22 protein-coding genes are annotated in these 15,545 nt (G+C 37.3%); 5 read left to right on the forward strand and 17 right to left on the reverse strand.

What is annotated here, in order from left to right; translation table 11 throughout:
- Positions 1-58 precede the first annotated feature (58 nt).
- On the reverse strand, positions 59-706 hold the full coding sequence (locus ACNSTQ_RS08425; protein ID WP_418199415.1) for a hypothetical protein: 648 nt from the start codon (positions 704-706) through the stop codon (positions 59-61).
- A gap of 114 nt (positions 707-820) precedes the next feature.
- On the opposite strand from ACNSTQ_RS08425, the gene ACNSTQ_RS08430 reads away from it, so the two are divergent.
- The gene (locus ACNSTQ_RS08430) at positions 821-1,918 is read left to right on the forward strand and encodes an alanine racemase (RefSeq protein WP_418199416.1); all 1,098 of its coding nucleotides are present in this window, start codon (positions 821-823) and stop codon (positions 1,916-1,918) included.
- 265 nt (positions 1,919-2,183) lie between these two features.
- On the opposite strand, the gene ACNSTQ_RS08435 is transcribed toward ACNSTQ_RS08430, so the two are convergent.
- Positions 2,184-2,921 (reverse strand): hypothetical protein, encoded by a 738-nt coding sequence (locus ACNSTQ_RS08435; protein WP_418199417.1) that lies wholly within the window; start codon positions 2,919-2,921, stop codon positions 2,184-2,186.
- Between the two features lie 166 nt (positions 2,922-3,087).
- Between ACNSTQ_RS08435 and ACNSTQ_RS08440 the strand changes: the two genes are divergently transcribed.
- Positions 3,088-3,516 (forward strand): hypothetical protein, encoded by a 429-nt coding sequence (locus ACNSTQ_RS08440; RefSeq protein WP_418199418.1) that lies wholly within the window; start codon positions 3,088-3,090, stop codon positions 3,514-3,516.
- A gap of 57 nt (positions 3,517-3,573) precedes the next feature.
- Here the strand turns inward: ACNSTQ_RS08440 and ACNSTQ_RS08445 are convergent, their stop codons facing one another.
- Complete coding sequence (locus ACNSTQ_RS08445) at positions 3,574-4,071, reverse strand: L,D-transpeptidase family protein (RefSeq protein WP_418199419.1); 498 nt, start codon at positions 4,069-4,071, stop codon at positions 3,574-3,576.
- Positions 4,072-4,235: 164 nt separating this feature from the next.
- Here ACNSTQ_RS08445 and ACNSTQ_RS08450 point away from each other — a divergent pair, with 164 nt between their 5' ends.
- Complete coding sequence (locus ACNSTQ_RS08450) at positions 4,236-4,979, forward strand: YqcI/YcgG family protein (RefSeq protein ID WP_418199420.1); 744 nt, start codon at positions 4,236-4,238, stop codon at positions 4,977-4,979.
- A 73-nt stretch (positions 4,980-5,052) separates the two neighbouring features.
- Here the strand turns inward: ACNSTQ_RS08450 and ACNSTQ_RS08455 are convergent, their stop codons facing one another.
- The 13 genes from ACNSTQ_RS08455 to ACNSTQ_RS08515 all read right to left on the reverse strand — a co-directional run bounded on the left by ACNSTQ_RS08455 (position 5,053) and on the right by ACNSTQ_RS08515 (position 12,302).
- Positions 5,053-5,658 (reverse strand): ATP-binding cassette domain-containing protein, encoded by a 606-nt coding sequence (locus ACNSTQ_RS08455; RefSeq protein WP_418199499.1) that lies wholly within the window; start codon positions 5,656-5,658, stop codon positions 5,053-5,055.
- An 18-nt stretch (positions 5,659-5,676) separates the two neighbouring features.
- Entirely contained in the window at positions 5,677-5,973 is a 297-nt protein-coding gene (locus ACNSTQ_RS08460; protein ID WP_418199421.1) for a hypothetical protein, read from the reverse strand.
- Between the two features lie 99 nt (positions 5,974-6,072).
- Entirely contained in the window at positions 6,073-6,894 is an 822-nt protein-coding gene (gene modA / locus ACNSTQ_RS08465; RefSeq protein WP_418199422.1) for a molybdate ABC transporter substrate-binding protein, read from the reverse strand.
- A gap of 10 nt (positions 6,895-6,904) precedes the next feature.
- Positions 6,905-7,294, reverse strand: a complete 390-nt coding sequence (locus ACNSTQ_RS08470; RefSeq protein ID WP_418199500.1) for a nitrous oxide reductase accessory protein NosL — start codon at positions 7,292-7,294, stop codon at positions 6,905-6,907.
- Positions 7,295-7,482: 188 nt separating this feature from the next.
- Entirely contained in the window at positions 7,483-7,815 is a 333-nt protein-coding gene (locus ACNSTQ_RS08475; RefSeq protein ID WP_418199423.1) for an ArsR/SmtB family transcription factor, read from the reverse strand.
- Positions 7,815-8,246, reverse strand: a complete 432-nt coding sequence (locus ACNSTQ_RS08480) for an SRPBCC family protein (RefSeq protein WP_418199501.1) — start codon at positions 8,244-8,246, stop codon at positions 7,815-7,817. The genes ACNSTQ_RS08475 and ACNSTQ_RS08480 overlap by 1 nt, the downstream gene beginning before the upstream one ends.
- Before the next feature lie 297 nt (positions 8,247-8,543).
- Positions 8,544-8,942: a hypothetical protein gene (locus ACNSTQ_RS08485; protein ID WP_418199424.1), complete on the reverse strand. Its 399-nt coding sequence runs from the start codon at positions 8,940-8,942 to the stop codon at positions 8,544-8,546.
- Positions 8,939-9,157: a helix-turn-helix transcriptional regulator gene (locus ACNSTQ_RS08490; RefSeq protein ID WP_418199425.1), complete on the reverse strand. Its 219-nt coding sequence runs from the start codon at positions 9,155-9,157 to the stop codon at positions 8,939-8,941. Before ACNSTQ_RS08490 ends, ACNSTQ_RS08485 begins: the two co-directional genes overlap by 4 nt.
- 170 nt (positions 9,158-9,327) lie before the next feature.
- A complete protein-coding gene (locus ACNSTQ_RS08495; RefSeq protein WP_418199426.1) occupies positions 9,328-10,032 on the reverse strand; it encodes a hypothetical protein in 705 nt (234 codons plus the stop codon).
- On the reverse strand, positions 10,025-10,900 hold the full coding sequence (locus ACNSTQ_RS08500) for an ABC transporter ATP-binding protein (RefSeq protein ID WP_418199427.1): 876 nt from the start codon (positions 10,898-10,900) through the stop codon (positions 10,025-10,027). The genes ACNSTQ_RS08495 and ACNSTQ_RS08500 overlap by 8 nt, the downstream gene beginning before the upstream one ends.
- A complete protein-coding gene (locus ACNSTQ_RS08505; RefSeq protein WP_418199428.1) occupies positions 10,897-11,265 on the reverse strand; it encodes a GntR family transcriptional regulator in 369 nt (122 codons plus the stop codon). The genes ACNSTQ_RS08500 and ACNSTQ_RS08505 overlap by 4 nt, the downstream gene beginning before the upstream one ends.
- A 236-nt stretch (positions 11,266-11,501) precedes the next feature.
- Positions 11,502-11,732 (reverse strand): DUF1450 domain-containing protein, encoded by a 231-nt coding sequence (locus ACNSTQ_RS08510; RefSeq protein ID WP_418199429.1) that lies wholly within the window; start codon positions 11,730-11,732, stop codon positions 11,502-11,504.
- 111 nt (positions 11,733-11,843) lie between these two features.
- A complete protein-coding gene (locus ACNSTQ_RS08515; protein WP_418199430.1) occupies positions 11,844-12,302 on the reverse strand; it encodes a GNAT family N-acetyltransferase in 459 nt (152 codons plus the stop codon).
- 165 nt (positions 12,303-12,467) lie between these two features.
- On the opposite strand from ACNSTQ_RS08515, the gene ACNSTQ_RS08520 reads away from it, so the two are divergent.
- On the forward strand, positions 12,468-12,776 hold the full coding sequence (locus tag ACNSTQ_RS08520; protein ID WP_418199431.1) for a PadR family transcriptional regulator: 309 nt from the start codon (positions 12,468-12,470) through the stop codon (positions 12,774-12,776).
- 15 nt (positions 12,777-12,791) lie between these two features.
- Positions 12,792-13,985, forward strand: a complete 1,194-nt coding sequence (locus ACNSTQ_RS08525; RefSeq protein WP_418199432.1) for a chromate transporter — start codon at positions 12,792-12,794, stop codon at positions 13,983-13,985.
- A 55-nt stretch (positions 13,986-14,040) separates the two neighbouring features.
- On the opposite strand, the gene ACNSTQ_RS08530 is transcribed toward ACNSTQ_RS08525, so the two are convergent.
- Positions 14,041-15,525, reverse strand: coding sequence for a potassium/proton antiporter (locus tag ACNSTQ_RS08530; protein ID WP_418199433.1), 1,485 nt, complete (start codon positions 15,523-15,525; stop codon positions 14,041-14,043).
- Between the last annotated feature and the right edge of the window lie 20 nt (positions 15,526-15,545).

A 15,545-nucleotide genomic window follows, 5' to 3' on the forward strand; every position in this document is an offset into this window, starting at 1 on the left:
TAATACAAATCTGACTCCAATAGAAAAGCTGCTACTTCAAAAAATAGCAGCTTTTCTGTTAATTTAATTGAATGGAAACAATATAGACGTGGTCATAGTTTGTTACCTCTTTTAACTCTTCTTCCGTTAAAGGCCCATTGATCACTGTGATTGCATCTTCATTTGTCCTAATGACAGATGCTACTGCGTATGTCTTATTTAATGTCAAAGACACTGGATCCGTTATCCCACCGTATGCACTCAGTGAATAATCTTCATTTAAGTTTAATTCTTTATCAATCGAACCATGAGTGGTTTCCGAATTGGTCATCACAGATAAAGTCCATCGTTCCTTCTTCATATTTTCAAATTGCTGATTAATAAAGACGGTTCGAATAACGTTATCGTCACTATTTTCATAAATCGATGTTGTCATCTCAACTACTTTTGAGACAAGCTCACCTTTTGTATAGTGATCGACAGTCACATAAATCTCAGATACATCAACATTATCAATGTCAATATCATAAACAAACGCACGGTCTCCAATACTTTGTAAAAGCCCTTCTTCAAATGGCGTTAATTCACCATTTTTGATCACAGCGGTTGTGACTTCCTCTTTTGATTGTTCTGTTTGATTTGTTGCATTTTCATTTGAGGGTTCTGTTGCACAAGCAGCTAAAAAAGCAATTGTACAAAGAACGAAAAGTAAAAATACGCGTTTCATTTTGCCATCTCCTCTTTCCTGTAAAAACATCCTATGATAAATTCAATACGTAAGACGTTATTAAATCCAGTAGGTTACACATAAATTAAAAAATTTTGTAAGGTGGTTTTAACCGTGAATTCAATACATACTTTAGATACTCCGGCATTATTGCTCAATTTAAATCAGCTTGAAAACAATTTAAATGAGATACGAGACATTGCTAAACAAAATGGAATTGACTGGCGTCCTCATATTAAAACACATAAAAGTGTAAACATCGCAAAAATGCAATTAGAAAAAGGTGCGTGCGGTATTACCGTTGCTAAATTAGAAGAAGCAGAAGTTATGGCCGCGGCTAATATTTCAAATATATTAATTGCCTATCCACTAGCTCAGCCAAAAAAGCTTGAGCGTTTAAAAAAGCTATCTTCCCAAACGAAAACTATACTTGCCATTGACTCATTCGAGCAAGCTAAAATAGTAAATTCAATTTTTTCGGGATGTAGTCAGCCGTTGGAAGTATGGATCAAAGTGAACTCAGGATTGAATCGTTGTGGTATTGAAATGGAGGAAATCGTTGAATTAGCGCAAAAAATAAAGACGATGAATCACCTAGCGTTAACTGGTATTTTTACACATGCAGGTCATTCCTATGCTGCGACTTCACAAGAGCAAATTGAAAAAATTGCGGAAGATGAAGCAAAGTCAGTGATTCAAAGTGCCGAACTTTGCGAGCAAGCTGGCATTCAAATTCAACACCGAAGTGTCGGCTCTACACCTACTTTTAAGTATGGAGCAAAAATGAAGGGCATTACTGAAATTCGTCCGGGTAATGCTGCGTTTTATGATATGTGCCAAGTCGGATTAGGTGTTGCCGAAACCAAACAATGTGCCTTGACCGTTCTTGCGAGTGTCGTGAGCAAAAAGAAGGACCGGATCATCTTTGATACAGGTAGTAAAGCCTTGTCATTAGATCAGGGGGCACATGGGAATAAGAGTGTTGTCGGTTACGGCAAGGTTATCAATCACCCTGAAGTTACGATCGAGCGACTTTCCGAAGAACATGGAGTCGCAACGTTTAAAGACACCCAATTAAAAATGAATGATACCGTTGAGATTATCCCAAATCATTCATGTGTCGTTGCTAACTTGTTTGAAGATTATATTGTTCATCGTGATGGAGAAGTTGTTGATCGTTGGAATGTCAATGCTCGTGGAATGATGAAATAAGTACTTTAACTATTGAAAAAATCGATAAATTTACGTGATTAAACCTAACTGATGTGTAATCATCAATGGAATTTACCACGTCTGAGTGCTTTGCTGTTCGTTTTTTTTCATTAATTATCGGAATTTTGTTTTTTATTGTCCGTTTTAAAGATTTATTGTCCGATTTCACGATTTATTAGCCAAAGTGTGAACAACAACTACAATAAGCAAAGGGCTGACCGAAGTCAGCCCTTTGAAGTAACTACCTAAATCGTACGATTACTAATTAATAGCTATCGTACAACTCGCTGTCGCTGCTATATTGTGATTGTTGGTCTTGTCCACCATACATTTGGCTTTGACCTTGGCCACTTTGCATTTGCGAACTTTGACCACCTTGTGACATTTGGCCTTGAGACTGACCACCTTGTCCCATCTGGCCTTGTGGCTGGGATTGCATTTGTTGTAACTGTTGTTGCGATTGGTTGATTTGTTGAGTCATTTGATTAAGAACATTAAATGATTGGAGGGATTGGCTAACGCTACCTAACATTTGCGTCGCTTGCTGGATTGATTGCTGCAATTGTTGGAACGTCTTTTGTTGTTGTTGTTGAGCTTGTGAACTAAATTGTTGCATTTGCTGTAATAATTGATTAGCTTGTTGCTGATCTTGACCATTCGAAGATTGTGAGCTCATGGAACTATTCTGTTGCTGGGTCGACTGCAATTGGTTTAATGTCGATTGCATTTTTTCAAGATGACCACGCAATGGAATTAACTCCTCTCCAATTTCCTCTTCGGCCTTGGCTGCTGCTACTCGTTCAACGATGTCTTGTGTCTCTTTTTCCATCCCAAACTCCTCCTTAAATTGTTCTCGAATCGGTTCTTGATCAACGTCTTGCCCTGTAGTGACTGGAACATATTCCGGCTTTACTTGTCGACGTGACCAAGCGGTAACCAAAATAACGCCAGCTAAAACTACAATTGTTAAGAGCAAAAACATCATGATATCAATGGTAATCAACCTCCGATCAACAGCACATCATCCTAGTCACTAGGACAACCATTATTATGATCAAGACCATCGCCTTCTATTTGATTAGAATGGTGTTAATTATTACCTCTTTTCTCTATAAGTAAATACAATGAAACAATAAACATGGGGGAACATTATCAATGAGGTGGTTATCATGTTTAAAAAAATAATGGCTTTTGTGTTACTCTTTATCTCTTTCACTACAGTCGTTTCAGCGGAAAACCATAAGCCAATCGAGATTTTTCATATTGAAAAAGGCGTGGTTATTCAATCCGTACCTTCAACGGACAAAATACAAACAGAAACCAAAAAGCTCATAAATGGAACAACGGGACTAAGTAAAAAGTTCAATCCCATTCCAGATCAAGGCTATATGATAAAAGTTCCATTTGAACGTGCAACTACAATAGAAAATGAGTGGTTTCATGATTTAGTGGATCAAGTCGTATTTATTTTCCCAAAAGACGACAAGCCCCATTACCTGTTATTTAATGATGAAAACACTCCTTTCTTTTTCAACTTTGATGGAAATCCCCATCACTTACTAAAAGAACTAAACTTCGATCCAGCTTCAGTAACCTAAAAAAAGACAAGCTTAACAAATTGTTGAGCTTGATACATAAGGTTCCGCGTCACGGTTTCACGGTCGTATACTCACTCTCGTACCAATAGGGATCGTACGCGCTAATTCTTCTACGTCTTGGTTAAACATTCGAATACATCCTCTAGAGACCGCTTTACCAATCGAAGAAGGATCATTTGTTCCATGAATTCCATAATGTTTTTTGGATAATGACATCCACATCGTCCCAAAAGGACCTCCAGGATTTGGTGCTTTATTAATGATGACAAATTCTCCTATTGGTGTTTGTTTTAGAATTCGTCCTACAGCAATCGGATACGTTTTTACAACGGCACCGTTTTGGAACAGTGTCAGCGTACGATTTGAAATGGATACCATAATTGAATATGGAAGTAAGTCTGGATTGGGTAATCCGGGGATTGTAATCGCTTGCCCTACGTAAATCAGGTTAGGATTAACGATCTGATTGGCTTGCAATAAGGTTGTATAAGGTATACGGTAATCTTCTGATATTTGCCACAAGGTTTCCCCTGGCCTCACAATATGTTGATACATTTTAACAACTCCCCCGAAATAAATGTTATTTTATTATATGGAAGAAAGTATCTTACGGAGCTTTACCCATAAATCATTTCATATGATTTAAGCCCATAGTAAACAAGGACAATCACCTAACCAACAATTTTGCCATAGGCTATATGAGGTTAGGAGTGAATATCATGAATTTATTATGGACAAAAGAAAATGCGCAACTTCATCTATATGGGTGGAAATTAAATGCGATAAAACAATTCGAGAAGAAAATGACGAATCGTCACCACCTCTTTCCTTGTATCCCAGCAACTCAAGCTTTTGCACTTAGTCATTTACGTTATGGTTTTTTGGGTGATCCTGATGATGACTTAACTTCATATGAACTGGCACATGTATTAAAAGAGTACTCAGAGAATTATCGGCAATTTGGTAAATATACAACACTCATCGTTTTTTTTAGAGGTTTGAATGAAGAAAATGTGACGGTTGAAGAATTTGAACAAAAGTATTGGAACCTATTAAGTGATGTGACCCAACTAGATGAAAAACCGTGGCCTGAACAGATTCCTCAAGATCCCCATGAAAATGAGTGGGAGTTTTGCTTTCATGGAGAACCTTACTTTATGTACTGTGCAACACCCTCTCATACGCAAAGAAACAGTCGATCATTTCCTTACTTTATGATGGCCATCACACCAAGATGGGTACTACAACAATTTAATGCAGCACCCGATTATGCAGAAAAAATGAAAACCCAAATTCGGAAACGTCTTGCAGCCTATGACCATATTGAAGCTCACCCAGAATTAAAGAAGTATGGTGAGGAAGATAATTATGAATGGAAACAGTATTTCCTTCATGATGACGATACCGCTCTTTCTAAATGCCCATTCCATCGGTCACAACAACTGATGAATAAGAAAAAGTAATGGAACAGGTGAAAACAGGATAGAGTGAAAGGAGAGTCTCCTTGTCCTTTCACTATCCTCTCATTTAAGAAAATTACATACCCGATGAAGATCTGATGGTAGTGTCTGTATCATTTAGTACTGCTTTCATTTGATCTAAACATACAAAATTAGATACAAATGGAGTCGCTGGCTTTTTAAAAAAATGTTCTTTTGAAGAAAACTGTTCGATTTGCCCGTTGTTCAACAGCATGACTTTATTAGAGAGGGCCATTGCTTCCATAAAGTCATGGGTGACATGAATTACCGTCACATTTTCTTCAAGGTGAATCGATCGAAAAAGATCGTAGAGCTCCAGTAGCGTTTTAGGATCAAGAGCTGAAATGGGTTCGTCTAATAATAAAAGCTTCGGCTTCATAAGGAGAGCCCTTGCTAAAGACACTCGCTGTTTTTCTCCCCCACTTAATCGCTGTATTTTACGGTCTAATAGATGGTCAATTTTCATCTTTGCTGTTAAGTCTCTCATTCGAGCAATAATATCGTTATCACGTTTCTGCTCTTGTGCCGCAAATAATATGTTTTCTCTCACTGTAAAAAAAGGATAGAGAAAACTATCTTGATACGCAAAACCAATCTTCCTTTTTTCTACTGCTGTATTCGTTATTTCTTCTCCATTTATATATATACGCCCATGATCAATTTTGGTTAGATGGCAATACTAACTGTTTCTGTCTTGAATTTTGTCATACCTGCAACCATTGATATCGCTCCAAATTCCCCCATAGCCCTCGCCCAAGCCATGATAAGCCCACTCGTAATCCCAGATCTCGCCATCGGTAAAGACGTTCGCACAAATACTTGAAATTGCAAAATGAAACTCTTTATCTTGTATCGTTGTAAAAAAAGCAAATAGATCTACATAAAAAAATAAACCAATATAGACGGAAAATAGAAATAATGCAGATAGTATATAGATAGTAATAAAGGTTTTGTTTAGTAATTGATTTGTACGCATAATTTCCTCACTTCTATCTTCGGTTTTTCGTTTAACTACTCATTATTAAAACAAAGAACGATCGACCTCAAGGATAGACCGTTCGCTTTAACCAATTAATTACTGATGAATTTCACCTTTGATGTTATATCCGTGATATTGAAATACGGTTGGTGCTTCTTTTTCTAGAAACTGAAGAAATTCAGTTGCTGCTTCTTTTTGCTCAGAATAAGAGATGACCGTCCCCATAAACGCGTGGAGGACATTTAGATCTGGATCAATCTGTGCGGCATCTAACTTTTCACGATTTTTTTGAAATGCAGCAAGTTCACTAATCGCAGCATCTACTTCTCCTGACATTATCGCCATAACGGCCTCAGAACCTGTTTGAGCAGTTATGATATCATTCGCTTCTACTTGTTCTGTAATTCCTAATTCTGCAAACATTTCATACGCTGATTGTCCAAGTGGCGTTCCTTCACGATTGGGTATAGCAATCGTTAAATTTGGCTGGGCAAGGTCTTCAATACTGTAAATTTTTTTGGGATTATCTTTTGCTACTAGAATGACTGGGGTATGAAAAGCAAACGGACCAAATACATCATCTTCAATATGGCCTGCTTCTTTCATCGAATCAATGACCCGTTGTGATCCTGGAATAAATATATCACCTTGCATGCTCATCTCAAGTTGCCCGACTAATCCCGCATTATTGTTATAATTCACTTCCACTTTTACACCCGTTTGTTCTTCATACATTTCGATCAGCTCGTCCATCGGTTGGGCAAGACCTGCCCCGATTAAGGCTTGAAGAGTAATGTCTCCATCAATTTTTTCATTTTCGTTATCAGATGTAGAGCTATCATTCGAACCACATGCAGCAACTGTCATCATTGTAAAAGCTAGTAATAACGCAAAAATAAAGCCTTTTCTCTTAATCATTTTTTATCCCTCATTTTGTTCCTACTAAGTTTTGTTGAAAGTTATAACCGAATTGTCGTTCAAAGTGGTGACCGAAAAAATCAGCAAATGTAAAAATATGACCTGCACCATTTTCTCCAATCAATCGATGGGCTTCATCTAAGTCTTTAAAGGTGTTAATACCATAGCCCATCGGTGTTTGAATGGATGCATCATAGACAAAATAAGCGTCTTCAATTTCTAACCACTCCAACGTATGATAATCACGTACATATTGAACCGCAATATCCCGGTCGTTATATTGCTTTAACCACTGATAATGACAGCCAAAATCATCAAACATAAAGTATTGGCCATTGGTCAGATGAACTTGCGTGGCATATTGGTTATCACCCATGATCATATTGCACTCATTGCATATGTCGACCTGAAATGTAAATTTTGTTCACGATTTTGTCAAAATACCCTATAATGTATATTGAATTAGAGTCTTGCATTAAAATCACAAAAAGACTAGCTTTGGTTACAAATGTAACTCGAGCTAGTCTCTGATATTTGCATATATTGCTCTTCTCTACAAAAACTCCAATAAAGAGATTAAATTACATTTTATTGGTTGTCATCCCTATCACTTTCAACGACATGTTTTAGCATCGCCATCTTGTTATCCCAAAACTGCTCGTAAAAAGATAACCATTCCTTTAACTCTAGTAATGCATCAGCATGTAATTTATAACGAGATTCTCTTCCTCTTTTTGAAACACTCACAAGATTGGCTTCCGATAGTACACGTAAATGTTTAGAAACAGCTGTCCGACTGACTGGAAAGTGTTTACTAATCATAGTAACAGGCATTTCTCCATCTGCTAGCAACCGTAGCATTTTTCGCCTGGATGGATCAGCAATCGCTTGAAACACATCATGTTTTTGTTCTAGCGCCATTACCCTTCCACTACTTTACGTAATGCTTCATGTACAATTGATTCCCAACCATTGTTCATGCGGTCGCTGATATCAGCATTCGTCTGATCTGGGCCTGGGCCAGGGACGATTTCATCTGGTCCACCCCATCCGGAATGGATTAGCGTAAATTCCGTTTGATCTCCTAAATCTTTAAGTTCAAAAGATACTTTCCACCCAAATTCACCCCATGAAAACATTAATCGGTTCGGCGGATTTAATTCTATTACTTTACAAGGCGTCGGACCAAACGGTGACTGTATCGTGAATTCATAGCCTAACTCTTGTTTAAAATCATTCGGCATAAACCATGAGTCAATGCCATCAGATGTTGCAACCGCATTCCAAACTTTTTCTATCTTTGCATTAAAAACAGCCTGTTTACGAATATCTAAAGTAGATGTCATTTTTATTCCTCCAGTATGTAAATGTGTAACCAATAGGTTTCGTTTACAGTTTACGACACCTTATGGTTTCATGTCAAATACTCGTTTGTTACTATTTTGTTTCATAGGGCTATATGTATGTAGAAATTTAATTAATTTGAAATTCGATGAAACAGTTTCTTTTGGACAAAAATCGGATAATAAAACTTTAAATTTGCCTAATAATTACTCAACGGACAAAAAAGCGTTACTCTCTCAACCGTTCCTTCATGAAAATATATCTTCATCAGCTCTATTTCCTATGTTTCTGACTAGTTTCATAGCTTAATAACGTCTAGATAAAATAACAAATGATAAAAATACAGTGACAATCGTTAACATTGCTAAAATGGAGATCGTCTGGTACCCATCAAAAGCGATTACTTCCAATTGAAAGAGCCCCATCCCAATAATCATGTATCCAAGGATAAAAAAATAGCTAAAAAACATCCCCCGTTCACGAATTCGTTTCGAACGCTCATCATTATCTTTAAATTGAGGAAATAAATAGGCAATACAAAACGACATGACACACATTGCAAAGATTAATAGTTCATGTCCAGCAGGGAACAGACCGGTATAAATTGTGGCCGATCCAAATAGAAGAGTATAAACGAAAAACATACATCCAAAGAAAAAATATAACTTTCTTGATCCTTTCGTAAAGCTTTTTGTGATCATCATTCTTTCATCCCTCCCATATCCTCTTCATCAAGTAAAAAAACGTCCTCTACAATCGTGTCAAAGCAACGAGCAATGTGTATGGCTAGAGGTAAAGACGGATTGTAACGTCCGCGCTCAATCGAAATAACCGTCTGTCTGGAAACCCCTAGCATTGTCGCCATTTTTTCTTGTGAAATTCCCTTTTCCTGCCTTAATTCCTTCATCCGATTTTTCATAGCCCACCGACCCTCTCTTTACACCACCCACTATAATGTAAAGGACACTTTACTGTCAAGGTCCCTTTACAATCCAATTCCCATTTTTCTAAAGAAACCCCTATCACACTTTTTGTAGTGTAATAGGGGTCGGCAGTCTTTTAATTATTCCTTCTACTCTCTTTTTTTCTCTACCGCATATCTCCTGCTGTGGTTGAAGCCTCCCTTAAAAGCAGCCAATTGGGCAGGATTACGACTAGAGAAAGTAAAATAATAGAAACGTAGTTTATGTCTAATCCAGCATTATAAGTTCCTACAAAAAGATCGATTAGTACACCTCGAGTAGAAGGTAATATCAACAGCAGAGCAAGGAATAACAATCCACTATATCCACCGACTAAACCGAGACGATAAAAGATCGAACTCATCATAAAGCCAAGTTGCAGTAGGAGAAAACAGAAAATGACATTAACCCAAAGCTCGTTATACCAAGTAGCCGCTATAGTTGTTCCTTCTAGCACGACAAAATAAGTAAAGTTATCTACATTTGTTAAGTTATTGGCAACCATAACGAGTTGGTTAACAAATACTGCAATCACTGACATAAACACGGCTAAGATCAAGTTAAAAATGACTGCAGACATTATATATTGATTTCTTGTTGAACCGAGCTTAATTAAAAAAGGAAACGTATCTTTCGTCATTAAAAACCCATTAATCGCACAATAGAAGTAAATAGCTAAACTCATTGAAAAAACGACAGTAGTCGCTGGATTTAATGCACTAATCGTAAAGAAAATACCCGTCGACAACAATAAAATCGCCCAAAAGATTGAAACACTATATCTGTGGTCATAAAAAAAATATAATAAATGTCCTTTCAAATCCTTAAACATGTACTTTTCCTCCTTTTTCCTCGGTTAGATATACCATTAGCTGTTGAACATTGCATCGTTCTACATTTAATCCTAGTTGTATCGCTTCTTCGTGGTTATACTTTTCACTAAATAAAAGAGCCGTTTTCATGCCGACGATCTCTGCTTCGTGAATGACATTTTTACCAGCTGTAAATCGATCTACTACTTCCTTATTCCCGCTAACCTGTAAACTCAATTCCAATAACTGATCTGTTTCTTTTTGTAATAACAGTTTTCCGTTTTGTAAAATAACGACTTCTTCAAACAAATTACTGACTTCATCTATGAGGTGAGTCGATAAAATAATTGTTCTTGGATACGCCTCATATTCCTCTAAAAGTAAGTCATAAAATCGATACCGTGCCGAAGCATCTAAACCGATGTATGGTTCATCAAAAATTGTAATTTTTGCTCGGCTGGCTAAGCCGATTGTAATTCCTACCGAAGACTCCATCCCTTTGGAAAGACCTTTTGTTTTTAAATTTGGATCTAAATCAAATTCACCTAACAAGTAATCTGCCGTTTTTTGACACCAATTAGGGTAAAAGAGTGACGCAAGCTTCAGAACATCCTTTATTCTCAGTTTCTTTTTGAAGTTTCCATTTTCATTAACTAAACAAATATGTTTTAATACTTCACGATTATTGAAAGGCTTCTCACCGTTCAATTCAATGGCGCCATCGGTCGGAAGCGTATGACCTGCAAGAATTTGCATTAACGTCGTTTTTCCAGCCCCGTTTCTACCTAACAAACCGTAAATTTTATCTTCTTCAAACGTCACCGACAATTGATCTAACGCTTTATTCGGTCCAAAGCTTTTCGTTAAACCTTTTACTTCAATGTTCATTGCGCTTCCCCTCTTTCTAATAAGTCTTTTAATTCACTTACGGTAATTCCTAATTTATCCGCTTCGTTTTTTAGTGGAACAATATAGTCTTTATAAAAATCTTGCTTTCTTTTTCCTAAAATGATCTGTCTCGCTCCTTCTGCTACGAACATTCCGATCCCTCTCTTTTTATAAACGATTTCTTGATCCACTAACTGATTAATTCCTTTTGCTGCTGTCGCCGGATTGATTTGATAAAATTTCGCAAATTCGTTTGTAGATGGAACGCGATCCCCCTCTTTAATCGTTCCGTCCAGGATGCTAGACTCAATTTTTTCCGCGATTTGTTGATATATTGGCTTATCTTCTTTTAAGTTTGACTCCATATGCCCACCCACTCACTTGGTTAGTTACTTATGTAATTAACCATATAACCAATAAGGGTCGTTGTCAATAGTTGTAAATAAACTAGGCAAAGTTTTTCTGCTTCACCCAAGCTAACCCGATTAGTTGTTTAATTGTCTGCGTATCATTAAGAAAGAGACATAAAACATCTATAAAACAAAAAAACAACAGCACAATAACTGTACTGTCGTTCATTATTATCAGCATGCAACCTCGGTTACTTAGCTTTTTTCAATATCTGTTTATTTAATTTCGCATATAGTTCATCGTCTGTATCACATGTAATGATTTTCTTTCCGTCAATCAAACTAAAAGGACAACGTTTACATGTTTTGCATTCACCAATGCAGCCTTTTCGTTTTACGGTGATGTCTGGATACTTTTCTTTTATATGTTTAAACAATTTTTTAGATACGTCATTCTCTTTACAAAAGTAGATCTTCTTCATATGTACGTCCACCTTTAGAAGTAACTAGTTGATAATTATAATCATTATCACTATCTACATCATATCAAACGTGGTTACATCCGTCAGCTTATTTTTATCAGATTTCAGGTTTTATTTTTCTACAATTCTTTTTAAATTTGTGATGGATAACCTTTCATTTACCTTTACTTCATTTAACACTTGAAATCCATTTCTTTTATAAAAATTGATTGCAGGAGTATTCCCCGTTCCAGTAGAAACGATCCACTCACGTATTGCAGACTCACACTCTTCAAGGTAGGTTAATAATACTTGTGCAATGCCTTTTTTGAAATGAAGAGGATGAACCATTAACCGATGAATATCTAGTAAATCTGCAGACGTTTTGTAAGCCATCGCCCCGACTACTTTTTCCTCTATAACATATCCTAAAAAGAGTTCTCCGCATTGTTGGAGGTCTTGAACAGATTCTTTTAAAGGCGGGAGATCCAAATAACCAATGATATTAGCTTCTACTTTATAAGCTTTTTTCTGCAAGTCGTAAATCTCAGCAGCCATACTGGGTTCTGTAATATCTAACTTTATGATCATGTACACGTTCTCACCCTGTTCAAATGAATTATTTGTAAAAAACATATTAAGAATGTAAATTTACTATGTTTTATTTGCGTAGTCTGTTGTTTCTCATTTTTTATTTTGTTATTTTTATAATATCGGTTTTCGATATTGGCAAACAATACTGAAAGGAGCTTACGATTGGAGGATAAAGTTTTACGAAAGTTATTTCTAGGGTTTATTCAGATACATATTTTACATCATGCCAAAGAGCATCCTATTTTTGGTTTGTGGATGTTAGAAGAGCTAAAAGAACACGGTTATAACATAAGTGCAGGTACATTATACCCCATCCTTCACAGCATGGAAAAGGACGGTCTCTTACACAAAGAGGATCAAAATGTTGAAGGAAAAATCCGAAAGTATTACTCAACGACTGAAAAAGGTGAAGCCTTACTCGTTGAAGCAAGAAACAAAGCCTATGAGCTTTTTAAAGAAATTAGAGATTAACTAGAGGTGAAAAAGATGTCCGATCAAAAGGAAAACAAATTTAAAACGCTGTTAGAAGTGTTACTCGTATCGACTCGACTAGGTTTCACTTCATTCGGTGGACCAATTGCTCATTTGGGCTATTTTCACGAAGAGTACGTTCGAAGAAGAAAATGGATGGACGAAAAAAGCTATGCTGACCTTGTAGCTTTATGTCAGTTTCTACCTGGTCCAGCAAGCAGCCAGGTAGGTATCGGAATCGGTGTTATGCGCGCTGGTTTGCTAGGAGGAATATTAGCTTTTCTTGGCTTTACCCTCCCTTCCGTTATCGCACTCATAGTATTTGCCGTTCTTCTCAATCAGTTAGGGTTTGCTGACTACGGATGGATTCACGGGTTAAAAATCGTTGCGGTTGTCGTAGTAGCGCATGCTATTCTTGGTATGGCAAAGAACTTAACTCCTGACCTGCAACGACGAACGATTGCCTTATTTGCAATTGTTCTCACCCTACTCTGGCAAACGGCATTTACTCAAGTTGGAATTATTATTTTAGCAGGATTTGTCGGTTATTTACTATACAAACAGCAAACCATTGATGATGCTTCATCGAGTTCAAAGTTTCCGATTTCTCGTCGCTTTGCTTACGGATGTTTAACGCTTTTATTTGGGTTACTCATACTTCTTCCAATTCTAAGAGAAGCTACTGCGATCAATTGGATTGCAATGTTTGATAGTTTTTACCGCTCTGGAGCACTTGTATTTGGTGGTGGCCATGTCGTCTTACCATTACTAGAACGTGAATTTGTACCAACAGGGTGGTTAACAGAAGAACAATTTTTAGCCGGTTATGGTGCAGCCCAAGCCGTACCAGGACCTTTATTTACATTCGCAGCTTACATCGGAGCTGTCATTAACGGGTGGCAAGGCGGATTGTTAGCAACCGTTGCCATCTTTTTACCTGCATTCCTACTGATTTTAGGAACACTGCCATTTTGGGACACATTACGTCGCAACCCTAAAATCAAAGGAGCATTAATGGGTGTTAATGCTGCAGTTGTCGGCATTTTAATCGCAGCCCTTTACCATCCGATCTGGACTAGCTCGATTTTATCTGCAGTTGATTTTGCATTTGCTGCGGTCCTATTCAGCATGTTAGTGTTCTGGAAACTGCCTCCTTGGGTCATTGTATTGACTGGAGCGTTCGGCGGGTTCCTGTTATCTTTACTATAGTACAAAAAGGAGTAAGGCTATTCGGATTAGCCTCACTCCTTTTTAAATTTATTTATTAATCTGTTGTTTCTTCAACTTTTAAGTTCAACAGTTTTGTTAATGCTGGTTTACTTTCCCTTGACGTTAGTATATAAAGAATGTCCCCTGATCTAATTTTAGTTCGTCCACGCGGGGTAATTAACTCTGCATCACGTATTACCGCATTAATTAGAACCTTCTTTGGAAACTCAATCTCCATCACTCTTTTACCGTTAATGATATGGTTTTCATTTACTTGAAATTCAATAATTTCTGCATTCGCTTTTCCAATCGAAACAAGCTCTAAAGAATGAGGAGAGCTAGCTTTTGGTGGCCCTGTTAACTTTAATTTTTCTGCCATGTAGGAAATCGAAGACCCTTGCACAAGTGCAGATGTTAATACGACTGCAAAGACAACATTGAAAAACATTTGACTGTTTTCTAATCCCGCAATCATCGGGAATGTTGCTAGAACGATTGGGACTGCTCCCCGTAAACCTGCCCACGATAAGAAGATTTTTTCTCTCCAACTATATTTCATTCCAATCGTGGAGATGAATACAGCTACTGGCCTTGCTACTACAATTAAAATAACAGATATCAACAATCCCTTTAGTAAAATGAAGTCATTAAAAAGTTGACTAGGAAAAATGAGTAAACCTAAAATAACAAACATCAAGATCTGCATCATCCATGCAAACCCTTCATTAAACCGGAAAATCGACTGTCGATACGTTATTTCTGAGTTTCCAATTACAAGGGCTGCAACATAAACAGCTAAAAGACCACTAGCGCCGATAAGTGCCGTTACACTGTAAGTCAATAAAGCAAAGGCTAAAGCAAAGACAGGATACAACCCACTTGAATCTAAGTTGATTCGATTAATTGCATAAGTGGCAAGCCGGCCAAAACCTAAACCAATGAGAAAACCTATCCCCATTTGCCATAAGAATAATCCTCCTAATAGTAAATAGTTGGGTTCGTCTGCAAGTATGAGTTGAATAAAGGAAAGGGTTAAGAATACCGCCATTGGATCATTCGTTCCAGACTCTGCTTCTAATGTTGCTCCCATTCTCGCTTTGATATTCTGACCTTTTAGAACAGCAAATACAGCTGCAGCATCAGTAGAGCCAACAATGGCGCCGAATAACAAAGCTTCTAGCCACGATACATCAAGAACGAGTTTTGCTGCACCTGCAACCACAACTGTAGTAATAATAACACCTAATGTGGCTAAAGATAACGAAGGGATTGCAACCCGTTTAACAGTTGGCCACTTTGTCTGTAACCCACCTTCAAACAAAATAATCACTAATGCTAATATACCAATCAGTTGTGCGAGCTTAGCATTATCAAAGTAAATTAATCCTAGGCCATCACTGCCTGCAATCATTCCGACTAATATGAAAAGGACAAGAGCTGGTACACCAATTCTTGTTGAAAATTTTGTCGTTAGTACCCCAATAATGAGTAAAAGGGACCCGAGCAAAATGAAGTAATCTAGATTAAAAGTACCTCCCATTACTTGATTTTTCTCCTCTC

The organism is Alkalihalobacterium sp. APHAB7 (genome assembly GCF_048323755.1).
Taxonomy (GTDB): domain Bacteria; phylum Bacillota; class Bacilli; order Bacillales; family Bacillaceae_F; genus Alkalihalobacterium.